Source organism: Chryseobacterium sp. WG14 (genome assembly GCF_024586945.1).
GTDB lineage: Bacteria > Bacteroidota > Bacteroidia > Flavobacteriales > Weeksellaceae > Chryseobacterium.
Map to the genome: position 1 here is coordinate 73,645 of NZ_JALCZD010000016.1, position 17,371 is coordinate 91,015.

The window sequence follows — 17,371 nt, forward strand, 5'->3', positions numbered from 1 at the left end:
TCTAAATTAAACGCAAATGAAAAAGTTATTTTACATGCTGGCAGTCTTAGGCTGCTCTATTTCAATGTATGCCCAAGCACCCAATATCCAGTGGCAAAAATCACTTGGAGGAAGCAATCTAGAATGGGCAAAGTCAATTAAACATACTACCGATGGAGGCTATATTGTTGCAGGACATTCAAGTTCTACCGATGGAGATGTCACAGGAAATCACTCCGGTGGCCAACCTTATATGACTGATTATTGGATTGTAAAACTGAACAGTTCGGGAGATATACAATGGCAAAAATCATTGGGAGGCAACAGTATTGAAGAAGCAAACTCCATCCAACAGACAAATGATGGCGGCTATATTATCGCAGGAACAGCTGCTTCATCAGATGGAGATGTTACAGGAAGCCATGGGAGTTTTGATTATTGGATTGTAAAGCTTGATTCATCGGGAAATATTCAGTGGGAAAAAACTTTCGGAGGAGGTATTGTTGAACAAGCTTATTCCATTCAACAAACTACTGATAACGGCTATGTCATTGCAGGCTATACCAATTCTTCAAACGGAGATGTTACCGTTGCATATGGAGAAGAAGATTTCTGGATCGTCAAACTGGATCAAGCTGGAAATCTGCAGTGGCAAAAGTCGTATGGTAGCAATAGTAAAGACTACGCCTACTCTATCCAGCAAACTGCAGAGGGAGGCTATATCGTAGCCGGCAGTACAAACAGCACAATTGGAGGCATTTCTTATAGCGACTGTCTGATTATCAAGTTAAATTCGTCCGGAGATCTGCAATGGCAAAAAAAGATAGGCGGCAGTCATGATGATTACGCTACTGCAATAAAGCAAACCATGGACGGAGGCTATATTGTAGCAGGAAACAGTAATTCTACAGACGGAGATGCTACAGGAAATAGTAATTCACCCAATATTTGGATTTTTAAACTTAACAATACCGGAGATATTCAATGGAAACAGTTTCTTGGCGGAACCGGTTATGATGGGGCTTCATCTGTTGAATTAACATCAGATAACGGCTACCTTATTGGAGGAACCACAACAAGCTCAACAGATTTCACAGACAATTTTTATGTTGCCAAACTTAATTCAACAGGCAGTATTATATGGGAGAAAAGTTTAGGAGGAAGTGCTACAGATCAACTGTATTCAGCAATAGAAACAGCGGATGGAGGATTTATTCTTGCAGGTAATACAGACTCTAATGATGGAGACGTTTCAGGAAATCATTCAGATGGTTTTTCAGATTTCTGGATTGTAAAACTTATGCCTACCACAACATTATCTACTACGGAGATGAAAACAAACAGACCTATATCTTTCTTTCCTAATCCTGCCAAAGATTTTATTAATATCAGTAATCTCCCAGGCGGATCAGTTGTGACCATTACTGATACATCCGGAAGAAAGCTATTGTCTAAAAATTGTCATGAAGACAAAGTAATAATAAATACCTCTCAGCTAATTCCGGGAATTTATATGATTCAAATTGAAAATAAGGGAAAAATCATTTTAAATGAAAAACTAATCCTAAAAAAATAAACGCCATACAGTTAAAAACTCTTAAAGCCTTATGAAATTAAAATATCAAAAGGCTTTTTCATATCAAATAATAATTAATTTTCACAAATTCATAGCATTTAAGAAATTTAGGTATAAACTTTGTATGAATTCAACCAAACTACGATCGGGTTTTAAAAGTTTTCATCAAATACCGTTTAACATTTAAAGTATTAATTATGGCTGAAGTAATCGCACAAGAAAAACAAGGCGGCAAGCAAAAAAAGAAATTAATAAGAGTTGATATGACTCCTATGGTAGATTTGGGATTTCTACTGATCACTTTCTTTATGTTCACTACCAATTTCACAAAACCCAATGTGATGGATCTGGGACTTCCGGCAAAAGGAGATCCTCCTTCAGGACCTGTCGTAATGGATCAGAAAAACCAGGTAACATTCATCCTGGGAAAAGACAACCGGATATTTTATCATCAGAGCAATGCGGCAGATTTAAATGCAAGCAACCTGAAAGAGACCGATTTCAGTGGGATAAAGATTTCAAAAATCATTGCTGAAGCATACAAAAATGCTCCTAAACCTGAAAACTTCACCGTCATTATCAAACCGACTGATGAAGCCAACTATAAAAATTTTGTAGATATGCTTGATAACCTTGCTATTGCAAAAAAGGAACGTTATGGCGTTGCAGATATCAAACCTTGGGAAACGAAGGTTTATAAAGACTTAGTTCAATAAAAGAGAAAGAGCATTTTAAAAATGCTCTTTTTTGTTTACATTTGAATCAGCAGCAGCATCCTAAGGACTCTGCATTATTTTTAACCTTTTATAATTTTGATATCATGCTGAATTTTGAAAAAAAAGGAAACGGAAAAGAAACTTTAGTACTCCTTCATGGTTTTATGGAAAACCTTTCTATATGGAGCGATATGGAACCTCATCTTTCTAAAGATTTTTCACTTTTAAAAATTGATCTGCCCGGCCACGGACAATCTGAAATTCTTGGTGAAGTTCACACCATGGAGCTGATGGCAGAGGAGGTAAAAAAAGTTTTGGATCATCAGAATCTAGAAAAAGTACATCTATTGGGACATTCTATGGGAGGGTACGCTTCATTGGCTTTTGCCGAGAAATATCCTGATTCTTTAAAAAGTTTAACGTTGTTCTTCTCCACCTATTTCCCGGATGACGAAGAGAAAAAGCTACAGCGTATAAAAAGCTACAGAATCATTAAGGATGCGTTTGCCCATTATGTAAGAGCGGGAATTCCCAATTTATTCAATCCTAATGAAAAAGATATCCTTGAAGGTAAGATTGAAATTGCTCTCGAGGCAGCTCTTTCCACAAACAATTTGGGAGCATTGGCCTGCGTAAAAGGTATGGTAGAGAGAACTGACAAAAAACATATCATGGAAAACCTGGAAGCTAAAATACTGGTACTGGCAGGCAAGCATGACAATGCCGTAAAAACGGATATTACCATTAAAAATCTCCCGGACAGAACCAATATAAAATCTTATATAGTAGACTGTGGCCACAATGGCCATTGGGAAAAACCACGCATCTGTGCTGAGATCATCAACACTGAACTTTTACATAATCTTCCTAAAAAATTAGTGCTTTAAAAACCTATGGAATCCGCCATCTACTCTATCCTCACATTTTTAAGTTGTACAAAAGAAAAACAGATTTCTACAGATAAAATAGATGATGACTGTGATGAGCCATAATCATTTATAAAAATCCTGTATATTAGTAATGCATAATTGACGCAATGGGTTTATTCTCGTTCAAAAAAAAGAAACCACCGGTTATCGGCCTTACTCTTTCAGGCGGAGGAATGCGTGGGATTGCACATATTGCTGTGCTTAAAGCACTTGAAGAATATAATCTGAAACCACAAATAATCTCAGGGACCAGTGCCGGTTCCATTATAGGGGCTTTCTATTCTTTTGGAAAAACCCCCGATGAGATGATGGAAATCGTCAAACAGACTTCTTTTTTTTCCCGGTCTTCTCTGAAGCTGTCAAAAAATGGAATTTTCAGTTCCAATTTTATTTTAAAACTTTTTAAAGATTATTTTCCTGAAGATAATTTCAATATTTTGAAAATACCGGTTTATGTTACCGCTACAGAAATGACCCACGGTATTGTTGATTTTTTCTCTGAAGGAGAACTTTTCGGGCCTCTGCTGGCTTCATCAAGCGTACCTTTCATCCTTCCCCCCGTAAGAATAGGAGACAAAATCTATGTAGACGGTGGTGTTTTAGACAATCTACCCATTGAACCTATTGTTAATAAATGCGATTTCCTGATCGCCTCCCATGTGAATTCAATAAGCTATGATGAATTAAAAAAGATGAGTCTGATGAAAGAATTTGACCGTATACTTCACTTAGCCATCGCAAAATCCGTGTATTCTAAAGTAAAATACTGCAATATATTTTTAGACCCTCCAAAAATGACAAAGTTCAGCCTTTTTAATAAGAAATACATGGACGAAATGTTTCAGCAGGTTTACGAGTATACCTGTATTGAATTAGAAGAAAAAGGATATAAAAAAAGCTCTCAGATTGAGAGCTTATAATATGATTGAACCAGTTATTATTCTTTAATCACTTTGAATGTCTGTTCAGAATCTGATGTTTTCACTTTCACCACATACACCCCTGATTTCAGATCATTTGTATTAACAGTGGCAATATTTCCTTTAACAGATTTCACCAATCTGCCTTCAGCAGAATAGAATGTTACTTCTGTTATTTTTTTATCAGCTGTAGTGATATTTAAAATATCTTTCATAGGATTCGGATATACAGCAAGTGCAGATTTAGCCTTAGTTTCATTAACGGTAAGTGTTCCTGGAGCCAAAACCATAATACTGTAATCTTCGGCCTGACCATAACCACCGGTTCCTGAAACAGCAGCAAGACCGGTTCCTGAAGAATAACACGGACTTAAATAGAATGTTGTTCCGGTTGCATAATTCTTTTTCACTCTCATTCTTGTTTTTCCTAATGTAGCAGTGGCAGGAACAACAATATTTCCAGTCGCTGTTATAGCATCAATACCTGTAGAGTTTGTTATGGTTACCGCAGTGCCTGCGGCCCCGAAATAGACTTCTCCTGCATCCAGGAAATCCCCATCCTGGTTCCAGTCTATATATACTACAATTTTAGTGGCATTATTACCGTCTGTATTCCCTTTAAATGTAATAGGATAAGTTCCTCCCTGCTCTACTGAGGCTACTTTATTAACAAAATTTTCATGAGAAGGGCTTGTGAGTGCCTCTGAAGAAGTATTGGTCATATCACTTAACTTAACTGAGGTAATTGGCTCCACTCCACTGGTGAATAATAGGTTACCAAAGCAGTAAGGAGCAAATGAATCTCCTGTTACAAAACTATTTGTCTGGCAGGCAACCGCTACACCTGCAGCATTTTTTGCCACCACTTTCCAATAATAGGTGGTATTTCCTAACAAGTTATTAAAGTCAGCAAATAAATAATTACTTGAAACTAAAGTAGTAGGATTTGGATTGGTATCAAGATATACCTCATAGCTATCTACGGGAGCTCCGGAAGTTGGTGCGGCCCATGTTAATGTTACAGCATTGGGATTTACGCCTGTCTGTCCATTGCTTGGCGATACCAGTGTACTACAGTTAGGAACTGCAGTAGGAGCAGTATCGCTATTTATATTGTCAAATAACAACCTGAACATGTCTGCAGAAGTAGCCTGAAAGCCAACATACACTGTCTGTCCTATATAAGCCGATAGATCGATAGAGAAGAAAGTCCATTTATTGGGTGCAGGAGCAACCGGAGTAAGAACTGTTGTGAACGCTGCTGCAGTAGCTGTTGTAGTGGATAGCTTAACGGCATAACTTTCTACATAATTCGGATCCTGATTTTTCACAAAATAAGTTAATCTGTCATTTACACCTGCCGTTACAGTAATTGCAGGCGTTACTAAATAGTCGTCATGAGGAGCCGCTGAATAATTAATTTGCGCAGCATTGGGTAACGAATACACACTTCTGGGAGCTCCCGGGCCAAATATAAATTCGTTGAGATCTCCTCCGTTAATGACGGACCAGCCAGCAGGTGCTGTAGTTCCCGCATCAAAGTTTTGAGAAAATTGCGCATGGGCCAAAAGCGGCAATGCAAGCAAGAATGCTAGTAATTTTGTTTTCATAATGGTTTGTTTTTTAGTGATTTACTTTCCTAAAGTACAATAAATTCAAATTAAAAACAAACTATTATTTAATTATTTTATATTCAAAAATTCTTCTTTTGATATATATTGCTTAAAATTTTCAATAGTTCCCGCCAATGAATCGTAAGATTTTCCACCTGCAGCATTAATATGCCCACCTCCACTAAAGTATTTTCTGGAAAACTGATTGACATCTACATCATCCTTACTTCTGAAAGAAATCTTAATAAAGTTTTCATAAAGATCTTCCATAAAAAATGCAGCCATTTTTACTCCGGCAATGCTTAGTCCGTAATTTACGAAACCTTCCGTATCTCCTTTTTGGAAACCATATTCTTTAAGTTCATTTCTCGTAAGGCTTAAAACAGCTACCGTACCATCATTCACCACTTCTATTCTTCCAAGAATTAAAGCCAGAAGATGAAGACGGGAAACGGTATTGGTATCCCAGGTATTGGAAGTAATCATAGCAGGGTCTGCCCCTTTTTCTATAAGGTTAGCTATTATTCTATGGGTAGCAGCGCTTGTGGAACGGAAACGGAAGCCTCCTGTATCCGTCATAATCCCTGTGTAAAGACATTCTGCAACATCCTGGTTCACCAGTTTCTCATCTTCCATCACTTCAATAAAATGGTAGATCATCTGGGAAGTCGCCGGAATTATTGTATCAGAATATACATAATCAAATTTTTCAGGTTGCTGGTGGTGATCAATAAGAATTTTTTTTCCCTGCGCATTAATTAGCCAGTCTCCCAGCAATCCAATTCTTGATGGGGCATTAAAATCCAGACAGAAAATCACGTCAGCTCCGGCAATCATATCAGAAGCAAGCTTTTTCTTGTATTCAGCAATGATTACTTTTTTAGATTCCGGCATCCACTTTAAAAATTTCGGAAAATCATTAGGGACAATTACTTCAGCATGAATTCCTTTGGCTTTCAGATAATGTTTCAATCCCAGACTGGAACCAATAGCATCTCCATCCGGATTATAGTGGGTAAGAATAACTATTTTGTTTTCAGGTTTAAGTAATGTATTGATTTCTAAAAGTTCTGCTGGTGTAAACATCGTGGTGTTTATTTTCGTTAAAATTAAAGTTTTCAAAGATAAAGCTTTTATATAAATCATTTAAATATTATTTTTGCACACAGAATTTCGTTTCTGATTAGGGATTTGTAAGTTTCTGATTAAAAAACATTTCAAAATAATTTTAAAAAAAGATAGTGAAAATTTGTAGCTTATAAAAATTTCTATATCTTTGCAACCTGAAAATAAATAGATTAATTACGATTTAAATATATAGTAATGAGTAAAAGAACATTCCAGCCATCAGAAAGAAAAAGAAGAAACAAACACGGTTTCAGAGAAAGAATGTCTACGCCAAATGGAAGAAGAGTTTTGGCTGCGAGAAGAGCTAAAGGCAGAAAGAGTTTAACTGTAAGTGCAGCACGCGCTAAGAGATAATTTCTACCTTATCATATACAAATCATGCTTGAAAAGATCTTTTTCAGGCATTTTTTGTTGTTAAAATTTACTAAAATTTAGGTTGTATAAACTTCTTTTTCTATTTTTAAAAGTTGAAAAATTTCGTTAGAAAATAGCCTTTAAAATTAAATTATGCCACATACAAATATCTCCGGAGACAATATCATAAGTTTACAACATGCAAAGATTGCACAAAAAAACTTTACTGTTCTTACTGATGTAAATCTTAACATTAAGAAAGGTAGATTCTGCTATCTTATCGGGAAAACAGGTTCCGGAAAAAGTTCACTTTTAAAAACCCTTTACGGTCATATTCCATTAGCATCGGGACATGGATCTGTTGTTGGATTTGAGCTGGCAAAGCTAAAACCTTCTGACATTCCAAACCTTAGAAGAAAATTAGGAATTGTATTTCAGGACTTCCAGTTACTTTCAGACAGAACTGTTGAAAAGAACTTAAAATTTGTCCTTGAAGCTACAGGATGGAATGATAAAGTAAAAATGGAAGACCGTATCAATGAGGTATTGGGAAGTGTGAACATGAAAAGCAAAAAGCATAAGATGCCACACGAACTTTCCGGAGGCGAGCAGCAGCGTATTGCCATTGCCAGGGCTTTACTGAATCACCCGGACCTTATTCTGGCGGATGAGCCAACAGGAAACCTTGATCCGGAAACATCTAATGAAATTATGACTCTATTAAAGCAGGTAGCCCTTGAAAATGGAGCTGCGGTAGTAATGGCAACACATGATTATCACATGATCCAGAACTTCCCTGGTGAAGCGATCCGATGTGAAGACGGAAAAGTTTCCGTACTGGACACTGCTGAGCTATTTGAATAAGCTTTAAAAATTTAAAAGTAAAGGATTTAAATACCAAGTTTAATTTCTAGCTTCTATTAAAAACATGAAACTCTTTGGTGAGTTCAAGATATTGGTCCGAGTATTGTCTCGGACTTTTTTCTATAGTAAAATCAGATTCTTCAAGATTTTTTTCCTGTAATGAGAATTCAAGAACCAGTCTTTTAACTTTTGAATTTTCAATTCCGGTAATATTGACCCTACGGCTTAAAAACAAAGAATTTTCTTTCGCAATCGAAGTGAATACCTCTCCGGCTTCACTGGGAATAATCACAGATAAAAGCCCGGTTTCGGATAAAAGCCCGGCTGCCTGGCTAATAAGCTGTTTAAAATTCAATTCCACCGTCTGGCGGGCCATCTTATCTTTATCTGATGCTGATTCTTCAAAATAAGGAGGATTGGAAACAATCAAATCAAATGATTCTTGTGTATCGAAAGATTTAAAATCCTGATGTATATTCCTGAGTCTTGTCTGAAATGGAGCATTTTCAAAATTGGCTTTTGTAAGCGCTACCGCATCTTCATTAATATCCAGTCCTAAAAAAGCAGCTTTAGGATTTCTCTGCGCCAGCATCAAAGTAATCAGCCCGGTTCCCGTCCCGATCTCCAATACATTTGAAGCCTTCTCAACATCGGCCAGCACACCAAGCAAAACACCGTCTGTTCCTACACGAAAGACGTTTTCAGACTGCTGAATTTCAAACTGTTTAAATTTAAAAGATTTCACTATAAATTAGTAGGCAGTGTAATAATGAATGTTGATCCTTTCCCTACTTCGGATTTCACGGAAATTTCCCCTTTGTAGTCTTCAATCATCTTTCTAACCATAGATAAGCCAAGTCCCATCCCACTGTTTTTAGAAGTAAAATTAGGTTCGAAAATACGTTCATACATATTATCGGGAATTCCTATCCCATTATCCTGAACAGAGATCATAACTCTTCTCTGATGCTGTTCCACATCAACATTAATAATTAATTTTCTATCTTCACTCTCTGCCTGCTTAGCATTGGTTACAAGATTAGTGATAATTCTGGAAAGGTAAATCCTGTCCATACTGATCATGATATTACTCTTATTAGCATGCATAAAAACACTGTCGTCATTGAAAACACGTAATATATCTTCAACTTCAGTATTCAGGTTGATCACCTCATTATTTTTTTCAGGAAGCTTTGCAAATTCTGAGAATGCAGAAGCAACTGTGGCAATTAAGTCGATCTGATCTACCACCGTTTTACTCATCTGTTTTACTCTCTCTTTTATATTTGGATCCTCCGGATCAAATTTTCTTTCAAAATTCTGGATGGTAAGCTTCATAGGAGTAAGTGGATTTTTCACCTCATGGGCCACCTGTTTTGCCATTTCTCTCCAAGCTTCTTCCGATGCTTTGAAACGAAGTCTTTCTTTCTGATCCTGAATCTGCAGAATCATTCTGTTATAAGCTCTGGCTAATGCATTAAGCTCATCATTTTTATAATATCTGATGGGCCGCATTTCATTTTCAAACAATGTAATACGCGTAATCATATCGGAAAACTTCGTAATTGTTTTTGCAAGGCTGTTAGAAGTCACCCAGCTAATCCAAATACTGAATAAGATAAGGAATATATCTACTAAAAGGATGTATTTAACATACTGATGGAGAACATCCAGATAGGCAGATACATTATGATATAAAGGAATATAAACTATCCCTACGGGTTCAAGCTCATTATTTTTCAACAGAAGATAGGAAGAAGTAAGCTTGGCATCTTTAGAAGCGTCATATCTTGTCATATCTACTCTGGCGTCAGTAGATAAAATTTTATTGATGATTTCTATAGGAATCGTTTTCTGCTCAACCAGGCTTTCATCTTTATTGGAAAGCACATAATTTCCTTTCAGATCATAAATAACAATATCATGCTGGTTGATATCTGCTATTTCAAAAATTTTATTTCCTAAAACATTCGGCAGATCTTCCGTTTTCACAAGAGTACGGCTAACAGCATAATCCAGATACCTCATAACAGCATTGGTTTTCTCCTGCATGTCAATATTACTCTGTTGTAAAGAATTATTCCTTAAAACAAAATACGGAACAAGCGAAGTTGCCACAACACTTAAAAAGCATACCAACAGGAAACCGAAAAACACCCGGTTCCTTAAGCTATATCCTTTATACTTATTTATTGACATCCTATTTTTTAATTAACCTAGCAATATACTTACCAATGATGTCAAATTCTAAATTTACCTGATCACCTATTTTTAAATGGTTCATATTTGTAAATTCCCAAGTATAAGGAATAATAGCTATAGAAAACTGTGAATCTTCACTTTTTGCAACCGTAAGACTGATTCCGTTTACCGTGATTGAGCCTTGAGGCACGGTCACAAAATTACCGTCCGCTTCATATTGAATGGTAATAAAATAACTGCCATCTTTGTTTTCAATATTGACTACCTCTCCTGTTTTATCTACATGTCCCTGAACAATATGGCCATCTAATCTTCCGTCCATTTTCATGCAGCGTTCAAGATTAACAACAGTTCCCAGCTCCCATTTTCCAAGATTGGTTTTTTCTAAAGTTTCATTGATAGCGGTAACAACATATTGACTATCCTTAATCTCAACCACAGTAAGACAACAGCCATTATGGGCCAGGCTCTGATCAATTTTCAGTTCGCTTGTAAAAGGACAAGTTAACGTAAAATCTATATTGCTTCCTTTTTCTTCAATCTTCTCAATAACACCAACTGCTTCAATAATTCCTGTGAACATATTATTTTTTGCTAAATTTGTAAATTATAATCTTCAAAGATAATCAAAATGAGCCCAAAAAACCATAAAGTACGAGTAGGAATTTCAATCGGTGATTTCAACGGCATAGGCCCGGAGATCATTATGAAGTCTCTGAAAGACAAAACCATTACGGATTTTTTCACCCCTGTAATTTTTGGTTCGGGAAAATTATTCACTTATCAGAAAAATATTTTCAAGCTTAATCTTAACTTCAACTATGTTAATGAAGCCTCTCAAGCCCAGGAAGGAAAACTTAATATGGTGAATCTGACGAAGGAGAATGTCAACGTAGAATTAGGAGTTCCCACAGAAGAATCCACAAAAATGGCCATTGATTCTTTGGAAGCAGCTACTGAAGCATTGATGAAAGGAGATATTGATGTTCTGGTAACCGCTCCTATCAATAAGGATGAAATGGTGAAAATGGGATTCAAACATACAGGACACACCGGATACTTTGAAGAAAAATTCAGCAAAAAGGGACTGATGTTTCTGGTAACTGAAGATTTAAAAGTAGCTGTTTCCACACACCACATTCCTATTGCCAAGATTGCAGAAAACATCTCTAAAGAGAAAATAAAAAAACAAATCAGAGTACTAAATCAAACCCTGATTGAAGATTTTCAGGTTCAAAAACCTAAAATTGCTGTTTTGGGGCTTAACCCGCATGCTGGAGATGGTGGTGTAATAGGAAATGAGGAAATTGAAATCATTGCTCCTGCTATTAAAGAACTTTCTGATAACGGAGTATTAGCATTCGGGCCTTTTCCTGCCGACAGCTTCTTCCAGCCAAGTAAATACAAGAACTTTGATGCCGTTTTAGCAATGTACCACGATCAGGGATTAGCTCCGTTCAAAACATTAGCTTATGAAGAAGGTGTAAACTATACCGCGGGACTCCCTTATATAAGAACATCTCCGGATCATGGAGTTGCTTACGATATCGCGGGGAAAAATATTGCTGATGAGCAAAGTTTTACCGAAGCTATTTTCACTGCTATTAACGTTTTCAAAAACAGAAATGAATACAGCGAATTGATGAGCAACCGTCTTCAGCCAAGAAAAATGGTTTCAGACAACGGAGTAGATGAAGATCTTCCTGATGAAACTGAAGCTTAAATCCCTAAAATAAGTTTTAAATTAATTTGTTTTAGATTTTATTTGTTATTATAAAAAAAATGCATATTTTTGCACACTCATTTTATGGACAAGTTAAGAAACTATGACGTAAGCTTTTCCGGACTTAAAAACGGAAAACACGAGTTCAGGTTTGAGATCGATAAAACGTTCTTTCAATTATTTGAAACTGAGCAGGAATTTACAAATCCTAGAATAGCAGTGGATGTCTTACTGGATAAGCACACTACGTTCTTGGAATTTGTGATTAAAATCCATGGATTAGTTGAGCTGGTTTGTGATATTACAAATGAAGACTTTGACTATTCTATTGAAAATGAGATCAAGATCCTGGTAAATTTCGGAGAAGAATATGATGATAGCAATGAAGATGTTATTACCATTCCTTCCGGAGAGCATGCTTTCAATGTAGCGCATTTGATATACGAAAATGTAATGCTATCCATTCCGATGAAAAAGATTTCACCTCATGTAAGTGATGAAGATCTTAAGGTATTAGACCAATTCAGCCCGAAAGAAATTGAGGAAACTGAAGAGGAAGAACATAAAAGTGACCCTAGATGGGAAGCATTGAGAAAATTAAAAGATAAAAATTAAATAAAATAATTTAAATATGATGAGATGATGAATCTCATCGCTCATCAATTAAAAAAGTTATTACAAAATGGCACATCCAAAGAGAAGACAGTCGTCCACAAGAAGAGATAAGAGAAGAACTCACTACAAAGCTGTAGTTCCTCAATTGGCTAAAGATGCAACAACAGGAGAGCTTCACCTTTACCACAGAGCTCACTGGCATGAAGGAAAACTTTACTACAGAGGTAAAGTAGTATTGGAAAAAGAAGTAGCAACTACTGAAGAAAACTAATCGAGGGATTTTCAAAAAAACCTCATTTTAATACAAAAAACCGCCCAATTTTAATAAAATCAGGCGGTTTTTTATTGTTTTTTACGTTTTTTTGGTATCTTTGACCCAAAATCAAATATCAAATTTATGGACATTAAAGACATACAAAATCTTATTAAGTTTGTATCTAAGGCTGAGGTTTCAGAAGTAAAATACAAAACTAAAGATTTCGAAATCACTATTAAAACTCCATTAGCTGGAAGCGACGCTGTATATGCACAGCCTGCAGTTTACCATACTGCACCACAAGCGGTAGCTGCACCGGCACCAGTTGCAACTCCAGCTGCTGCAACTTCTGAAAAAGCTGAGGCTGCTTCTGATGACAGTAAATATGTAACGATCAAATCTCCAATGATCGGAACTTTCTATAGAAAACCATCTCCTGATAAAGATGTATTTGTAAATGTAGGTGATGAAGTTTCTGCCGGTAAAGTAGTTTGTGTAATTGAAGCCATGAAATTATTCAACCAGATAGACTCTGAAATCAGCGGAAAAATCGTTAAAATTTTAGTTGACGATGCTACTCCTGTAGAGTATGACCAACCCTTATTCCTAGTAGATCCATCTTAATTTTAGAGTTAGATGTTAGACATTAGATGTTAGATTAAATTCTACATTAAAATAACATTATCTAATTTTCAAATTATCTAATTTTCAAATTGAAGAAGATGTTCAAAAAAATATTAATAGCCAATCGTGGCGAAATTGCAATGCGTATTTTACGTACATGCAAAGAAATGGGAATCAAAACTGTAGCAGTATACTCTACTGCTGATAAAGACAGCCTTCACGTAAGATTTGCTGACGAAGCGGTTTGTATTGGTCCTGCAATGAGTAAAGACTCCTATCTTAAAATCCCTAATATTATTGCTGCTGCGGAAATTACCAACGCTGACGCCATTCACCCTGGTTACGGATTCTTATCTGAAAACGCTAACTTTTCAAGAATTTGTCAGAAAAACGGCATCAAATTTATTGGTGCCTCTCCTGAGCAAATCGAAAAAATGGGAGACAAAGCCAATGCTAAAGCTACCATGAAAGCAGCGGGTGTACCTTGTGTACCCGGTTCTGACGGTTTGATCGAATCTTATGAGCATGCTATAAAAGTTGCTGAAGAAACGGGGTATCCGGTAATGATCAAAGCAACAGCTGGTGGTGGTGGAAAAGGGATGAGAGCCGTTTGGAAAGCCGAAGACCTTAAAGATCACTGGGAGTCTGCAATTCAGGAAGCCGTGGCTGCGTTCGGAAATGGAGGTATGTACATGGAAAAGCTGATTGAAGAACCTAGACATATTGAAATTCAGGTAGCGGGTGACCAGTTTGGAAAAGCTTGCCACCTTTCTGAAAGAGACTGCTCTGTACAGAGAAGAAATCAGAAATTAACTGAAGAAACTCCTTCTCCGTTCATGACAGATGAACTTCGTGAAAAAATGGGTGATGCTGCTGTAAAAGCTGCAGAATTTATTGGATATGAAGGTGTGGGAACTATTGAATTCCTTGTAGACAAGCACAGAAATTTCTATTTCATGGAAATGAATACAAGAATCCAGGTAGAGCACCCTATTACTGAGCAGGTAATTGATTATGACCTGATCAGGGAACAAATTCTTCTTGCTGCAGGAACTCCTATTTCAGGAATCAACTATTATCCAAAGCTACATTCAATTGAGTGCAGAATCAATGCAGAAGATCCATACGCTGACTTCAGACCATCTCCGGGAAAAATCACAGGATTAAATATCCCTGGCGGACACGGAATCAGAGTAGATACTCACGTTTATTCCGGATATAGTATTCCATCTAATTATGACTCTATGATTGCTAAGCTTATCACTACGGCTCAAACCCGTGAGGAAGCTATTGCTAAAATGAAACGTGCATTGGAAGAGTTCTATATTGAAGGAGTAAAAACTACAATTCCTTTCCACAGACAACTGATGGATAATGAAGATTATCTTGCAGGAAACTATACTACAAAATTCATGGAAGATTTTGTAATGGATAGAAAATATGATAATCACTAAGATTATTTTAACAATATATTGTAAAACTGCCTCTTATCGGGGGCAGTTTTTTTATTTGGAAAAAGTAATTATGTAAAAAATCATCAATTCCGAACCATATGCTTGAGCATTCGCACCTAATTTTTTGAAGCGGCCTATACACTAATTTCCAGAGAATTTTTCGCTTATTGTTTATAAGGAATATTTGAAGTATCTGATCTATTCTGGCTATTCATAGAAACCGTGAAGATGTTAAGAATAAATTCAACCTTTAAAAACACCTCAATGAGCTTCAAAATATGCTTTTAATTATTGCCACGCAGCATATTATCCTAATATTTATTCATCTCATTAATATTGCTTAAATTTGCCAAAAAGCAAAACATATGTCAACAGCAGAAAAAACAAAAAACTCACAGTATTTTATTGACCTTGAAGACAAACATGGAGCCCACAATTACCATCCTCTTCCAGTAGTTCTGGAGCGTGGAGAAGGCGTTTTTGTTTGGGATGTAGAAGGCAAGAGGTACTATGATTTTCTTTCAGCATATTCTGCTGTGAACCAAGGACATTCTCATCCTAAAATTGTTGAAGCTTTAGTAGAACAGGCTAAAAAACTGGCTCTTACTTCAAGAGCTTTCTACAACTCCAGATTAGGAGAATACGAAGAAAAAATTACCAGCCTTTTTGGGTTTGACAAAGTCCTTCCTATGAACTCTGGAGCTGAAGCTGTGGAAACAGCTGTAAAGCTTGCCAGAAAATGGAGCTATGAGGTAAAAGGCATTTCAGAAAATGCAGCGAAGATCATTGTTTGTGAAAATAATTTCCATGGAAGAACCACTACTATTGTTTCTTTCTCCAATGATCCGGATGCCAACCAGAATTACGGTCCTTTTACACCAGGGTTTATCAAAATTCCTTACAACGATGTTGCTGCATTAGAAGAAGTTCTGACCAGAGAAGCCGGAAATATTGCAGCATTCTTAGTAGAGCCTATTCAGGGAGAAGCCGGGGTATATGTTCCGGATGAAAATTTCCTTAAAAATGCGTCTGAAGTATGTAAAAAACATAATGTCCTTTTTATTGCAGATGAAGTGCAAACAGGTATAGCCAGAACAGGAAAACTCATTGCATGTCATCATGAAAATGTACAGCCGGATATTTTGATCTTGGGAAAAGCACTTTCAGGAGGAATGTACCCGGTATCAGCTGTTTTGGCCAATGATGAGATCATGAATGTTATTAAGCCTGGACAACACGGTTCCACATTTGGAGGAAATCCAATCGCCTGTGCAGTAGCCGTAGCAGCATTAGATGTAGTAGCGGATGAAAAATTATCTGAAAGAGCAGAAGAACTTGGTCAGCTTTTCAGAGCTGAAATCAATAAGCTTATTGAAAAAACAGACCTTATTACAAAGGTAAGAGGAAAAGGTCTTTTGAATGCCATATTGATTAATGATGGCCCTGAAAGTTCTACGGCATGGAACCTTTGTTTACAATTAAAAGAAAATGGACTATTGGCCAAGCCAACGCATGGTAACATCATCAGACTTGCTCCACCATTGGTAATTACAGAAGAGCAATTACTGGATTGTGTGAAGATCATTGAAAAAACTGTATTAGAATATTCAAAATAACTTTGGTAGATATTATTATTCCAATATATAAAGAAATACCTGATCGCGATGATTTGATAGCACTCAATCAGGTATTTCATATTTTAGGAAGTTACAAAATCACTTTTATACATCCTGAAAGTCTCTCTCTTGATGCCTATAAAGATTTTAATGCTTCATTCATTAGTTTTGACGAACATTATTTCAAAAATATTTTTGGATACAATCAACTCATGATGAATGTGAATTTTTATAAAAGTTTTTCAGAAAAATATATACTAATTTATCAATCTGACTGTTTTGTATTTAAAGATAATCTTATAAATTGGTGTAAAAAAGACTACGATTATATTGGTGCTCCCTGGATACGAAGTTCAGAACATATTCCTTTATTAAAATTATTTTTTGATAAAACCATTGCAAAACTTAAGGCAGCGGTCAATTTTAAAGGGAATGGAAAATGGCAAAAAGACAAATCTCTTCTTTATAATGCTGTAGGGAATGGAGGACTGTCTTTAAGAAAGAGAGAAAAGTTTATAGAAGTTCTTGAAAAAATTCCAGAAGTAGCAAAAATTTATTTAAAATCTGAAAATACAGGGCAATTTTACGCCGAAGATGTGTTTTTTAGTATCGAGCCTGAAAGAAATGGTATAATTTTTTCTAAACCTAATTATAAAGAAGCCTGTCTTTTCTCCATTGAGAACAAACAGGAGAAAGCAATGAACATCAATAAAGGAGAACTTCCTTTTGGCTGCCATAGATGGAATAAGGAGAAAGATTTCTGGAGACCTTATTTTTCAAAAGCAGGATATTCAATATAACA

The 17,371-nt window shown here is 36.2% G+C and carries 18 protein-coding genes; 13 read left to right on the top strand and 5 right to left on the bottom strand.

Translation table 11 applies throughout. The features are described 5' to 3' along the window. The first annotated feature begins 16 nt into the window (after positions 1–16). From MP478_RS20655 to MP478_RS20670, 4 genes are all read left to right on the top strand, one after another. Positions 17–1,555 carry a T9SS type A sorting domain-containing protein gene (locus MP478_RS20655; protein WP_230037462.1) on the top strand — a complete coding sequence of 513 codons (1,539 nt, stop codon included), beginning with the start codon at positions 17–19 and terminating at the stop codon, positions 1,553–1,555. Positions 1,556–1,752: 197 nt separating this feature from the next. Further along, a complete protein-coding gene (locus tag MP478_RS20660) occupies positions 1,753–2,271 on the top strand; it encodes a biopolymer transporter ExbD (protein WP_257201522.1) in 519 nt (172 codons plus the stop codon). Between the two features lie 104 nt (positions 2,272–2,375). Then, positions 2,376–3,158: an alpha/beta fold hydrolase gene (locus MP478_RS20665; protein ID WP_230037458.1), complete on the top strand. Its 783-nt coding sequence runs from the start codon at positions 2,376–2,378 to the stop codon at positions 3,156–3,158. Between the two features lie 149 nt (positions 3,159–3,307). After that, positions 3,308–4,120, top strand: coding sequence for a patatin-like phospholipase family protein (locus MP478_RS20670; RefSeq protein WP_257189976.1), 813 nt, complete (start codon positions 3,308–3,310; stop codon positions 4,118–4,120). A gap of 17 nt (positions 4,121–4,137) precedes the next feature. On the opposite strand, the gene MP478_RS20675 is transcribed toward MP478_RS20670, so the two are convergent. Both MP478_RS20675 and MP478_RS20680 read right to left on the bottom strand, forming a co-directional pair. Beyond that, entirely contained in the window at positions 4,138–5,730 is a 1,593-nt protein-coding gene (locus tag MP478_RS20675; protein WP_257201524.1) for a T9SS-dependent choice-of-anchor J family protein, read from the bottom strand. Between the two features lie 72 nt (positions 5,731–5,802). Continuing rightward, positions 5,803–6,819, bottom strand: coding sequence for a bifunctional oligoribonuclease/PAP phosphatase NrnA (locus tag MP478_RS20680; RefSeq protein ID WP_257190084.1), 1,017 nt, complete (start codon positions 6,817–6,819; stop codon positions 5,803–5,805). 237 nt (positions 6,820–7,056) lie between these two features. On the opposite strand from MP478_RS20680, the gene rpmH reads away from it, so the two are divergent. Together rpmH and MP478_RS20690 are read left to right on the top strand one after the other, a co-directional pair. Further along, the gene (gene rpmH, locus MP478_RS20685; protein ID WP_039365072.1) at positions 7,057–7,215 is read left to right on the top strand and encodes a 50S ribosomal protein L34; all 159 of its coding nucleotides are present in this window, start codon (positions 7,057–7,059) and stop codon (positions 7,213–7,215) included. 153 nt (positions 7,216–7,368) lie between these two features. Then, on the top strand, positions 7,369–8,079 hold the full coding sequence (locus MP478_RS20690; protein WP_047488760.1) for a cell division ATP-binding protein FtsE: 711 nt from the start codon (positions 7,369–7,371) through the stop codon (positions 8,077–8,079). Between the two features lie 46 nt (positions 8,080–8,125). On the opposite strand, the gene MP478_RS20695 is transcribed toward MP478_RS20690, so the two are convergent. From MP478_RS20695 to MP478_RS20705, 3 genes are read right to left on the bottom strand one after another with little or no spacing between them, the layout of a single operon-like run. Then, entirely contained in the window at positions 8,126–8,824 is a 699-nt protein-coding gene (locus tag MP478_RS20695; RefSeq protein ID WP_257201525.1) for a methyltransferase, read from the bottom strand. Beyond that, a complete protein-coding gene (locus tag MP478_RS20700) occupies positions 8,824–10,278 on the bottom strand; it encodes a HAMP domain-containing sensor histidine kinase (RefSeq protein WP_257201526.1) in 1,455 nt (484 codons plus the stop codon). The genes MP478_RS20695 and MP478_RS20700 overlap by 1 nt, the downstream gene beginning before the upstream one ends. Before the next feature lies 1 nt (position 10,279). Next, positions 10,280–10,864, bottom strand: a complete 585-nt coding sequence (locus tag MP478_RS20705; protein WP_257201527.1) for a riboflavin synthase — start codon at positions 10,862–10,864, stop codon at positions 10,280–10,282. Between the two features lie 48 nt (positions 10,865–10,912). Between MP478_RS20705 and pdxA the strand changes: the two genes are divergently transcribed. The 7 genes from pdxA to MP478_RS20740 all read left to right on the top strand — a co-directional run bounded on the left by pdxA (position 10,913) and on the right by MP478_RS20740 (position 17,369). Further along, positions 10,913–12,004, top strand: a complete 1,092-nt coding sequence (gene pdxA / locus MP478_RS20710; protein ID WP_230037447.1) for a 4-hydroxythreonine-4-phosphate dehydrogenase PdxA — start codon at positions 10,913–10,915, stop codon at positions 12,002–12,004. An 84-nt stretch (positions 12,005–12,088) separates the two neighbouring features. Beyond that, positions 12,089–12,619, top strand: a complete 531-nt coding sequence (locus MP478_RS20715) for a DUF177 domain-containing protein (protein ID WP_230037445.1) — start codon at positions 12,089–12,091, stop codon at positions 12,617–12,619. Positions 12,620–12,686: 67 nt separating this feature from the next. Beyond that, positions 12,687–12,890 (top strand): 50S ribosomal protein L32, encoded by a 204-nt coding sequence (gene rpmF, locus MP478_RS20720; RefSeq protein ID WP_007843326.1) that lies wholly within the window; start codon positions 12,687–12,689, stop codon positions 12,888–12,890. A 126-nt stretch (positions 12,891–13,016) separates the two neighbouring features. Beyond that, positions 13,017–13,499, top strand: a complete 483-nt coding sequence (gene accB / locus MP478_RS20725) for an acetyl-CoA carboxylase biotin carboxyl carrier protein (RefSeq protein WP_230037443.1) — start codon at positions 13,017–13,019, stop codon at positions 13,497–13,499. 98 nt (positions 13,500–13,597) lie between these two features. Next, entirely contained in the window at positions 13,598–14,953 is a 1,356-nt protein-coding gene (gene accC / locus MP478_RS20730; protein WP_257201528.1) for an acetyl-CoA carboxylase biotin carboxylase subunit, read from the top strand. A 365-nt stretch (positions 14,954–15,318) separates the two neighbouring features. Beyond that, positions 15,319–16,569 (top strand): ornithine--oxo-acid transaminase, encoded by a 1,251-nt coding sequence (rocD, locus tag MP478_RS20735; RefSeq protein WP_230037439.1) that lies wholly within the window; start codon positions 15,319–15,321, stop codon positions 16,567–16,569. A 2-nt stretch (positions 16,570–16,571) separates the two neighbouring features. Beyond that, a complete protein-coding gene (locus tag MP478_RS20740; protein ID WP_230037437.1) occupies positions 16,572–17,369 on the top strand; it encodes a DUF5672 family protein in 798 nt (265 codons plus the stop codon). The last annotated feature ends 2 nt before the right edge of the window (positions 17,370–17,371 follow it).

Bases quoted from the DNA above. Each gene is read 5' to 3' on its own strand.
- MP478_RS20655 (WP_230037462.1), top strand. From the start codon at position 17: ATGAAAAAGTTATTTTACATGCTGGCAGTCTTAGGCTGCTCTATTTCA.
- MP478_RS20660 (WP_257201522.1), top strand. From the start codon at position 1,753: ATGGCTGAAGTAATCGCACAAGAAAAACAAGGCGGCAAGCAAAAAAAG.
- MP478_RS20665 (WP_230037458.1), top strand. From the start codon at position 2,376: ATGCTGAATTTTGAAAAAAAAGGAAACGGAAAAGAAACTTTAGTACTC.
- MP478_RS20670 (WP_257189976.1), top strand. From the start codon at position 3,308: ATGGGTTTATTCTCGTTCAAAAAAAAGAAACCACCGGTTATCGGCCTT.
- MP478_RS20675 (WP_257201524.1), bottom strand. From the start codon at position 5,730: ATGAAAACAAAATTACTAGCATTCTTGCTTGCATTGCCGCTTTTGGCC.
- MP478_RS20680 (WP_257190084.1), bottom strand. From the start codon at position 6,819: ATGTTTACACCAGCAGAACTTTTAGAAATCAATACATTACTTAAACCT.
- rpmH (WP_039365072.1), top strand. From the start codon at position 7,057: ATGAGTAAAAGAACATTCCAGCCATCAGAAAGAAAAAGAAGAAACAAA.
- MP478_RS20690 (WP_047488760.1), top strand. From the start codon at position 7,369: ATGCCACATACAAATATCTCCGGAGACAATATCATAAGTTTACAACAT.
- MP478_RS20700 (WP_257201526.1), bottom strand. From the start codon at position 10,278: ATGTCAATAAATAAGTATAAAGGATATAGCTTAAGGAACCGGGTGTTT.
- MP478_RS20705 (WP_257201527.1), bottom strand. From the start codon at position 10,864: ATGTTCACAGGAATTATTGAAGCAGTTGGTGTTATTGAGAAGATTGAA.
- pdxA (WP_230037447.1), top strand. From the start codon at position 10,913: ATGAGCCCAAAAAACCATAAAGTACGAGTAGGAATTTCAATCGGTGAT.
- MP478_RS20715 (WP_230037445.1), top strand. From the start codon at position 12,089: ATGGACAAGTTAAGAAACTATGACGTAAGCTTTTCCGGACTTAAAAAC.
- rpmF (WP_007843326.1), top strand. From the start codon at position 12,687: ATGGCACATCCAAAGAGAAGACAGTCGTCCACAAGAAGAGATAAGAGA.
- accB (WP_230037443.1), top strand. From the start codon at position 13,017: ATGGACATTAAAGACATACAAAATCTTATTAAGTTTGTATCTAAGGCT.
- accC (WP_257201528.1), top strand. From the start codon at position 13,598: ATGTTCAAAAAAATATTAATAGCCAATCGTGGCGAAATTGCAATGCGT.
- rocD (WP_230037439.1), top strand. From the start codon at position 15,319: ATGTCAACAGCAGAAAAAACAAAAAACTCACAGTATTTTATTGACCTT.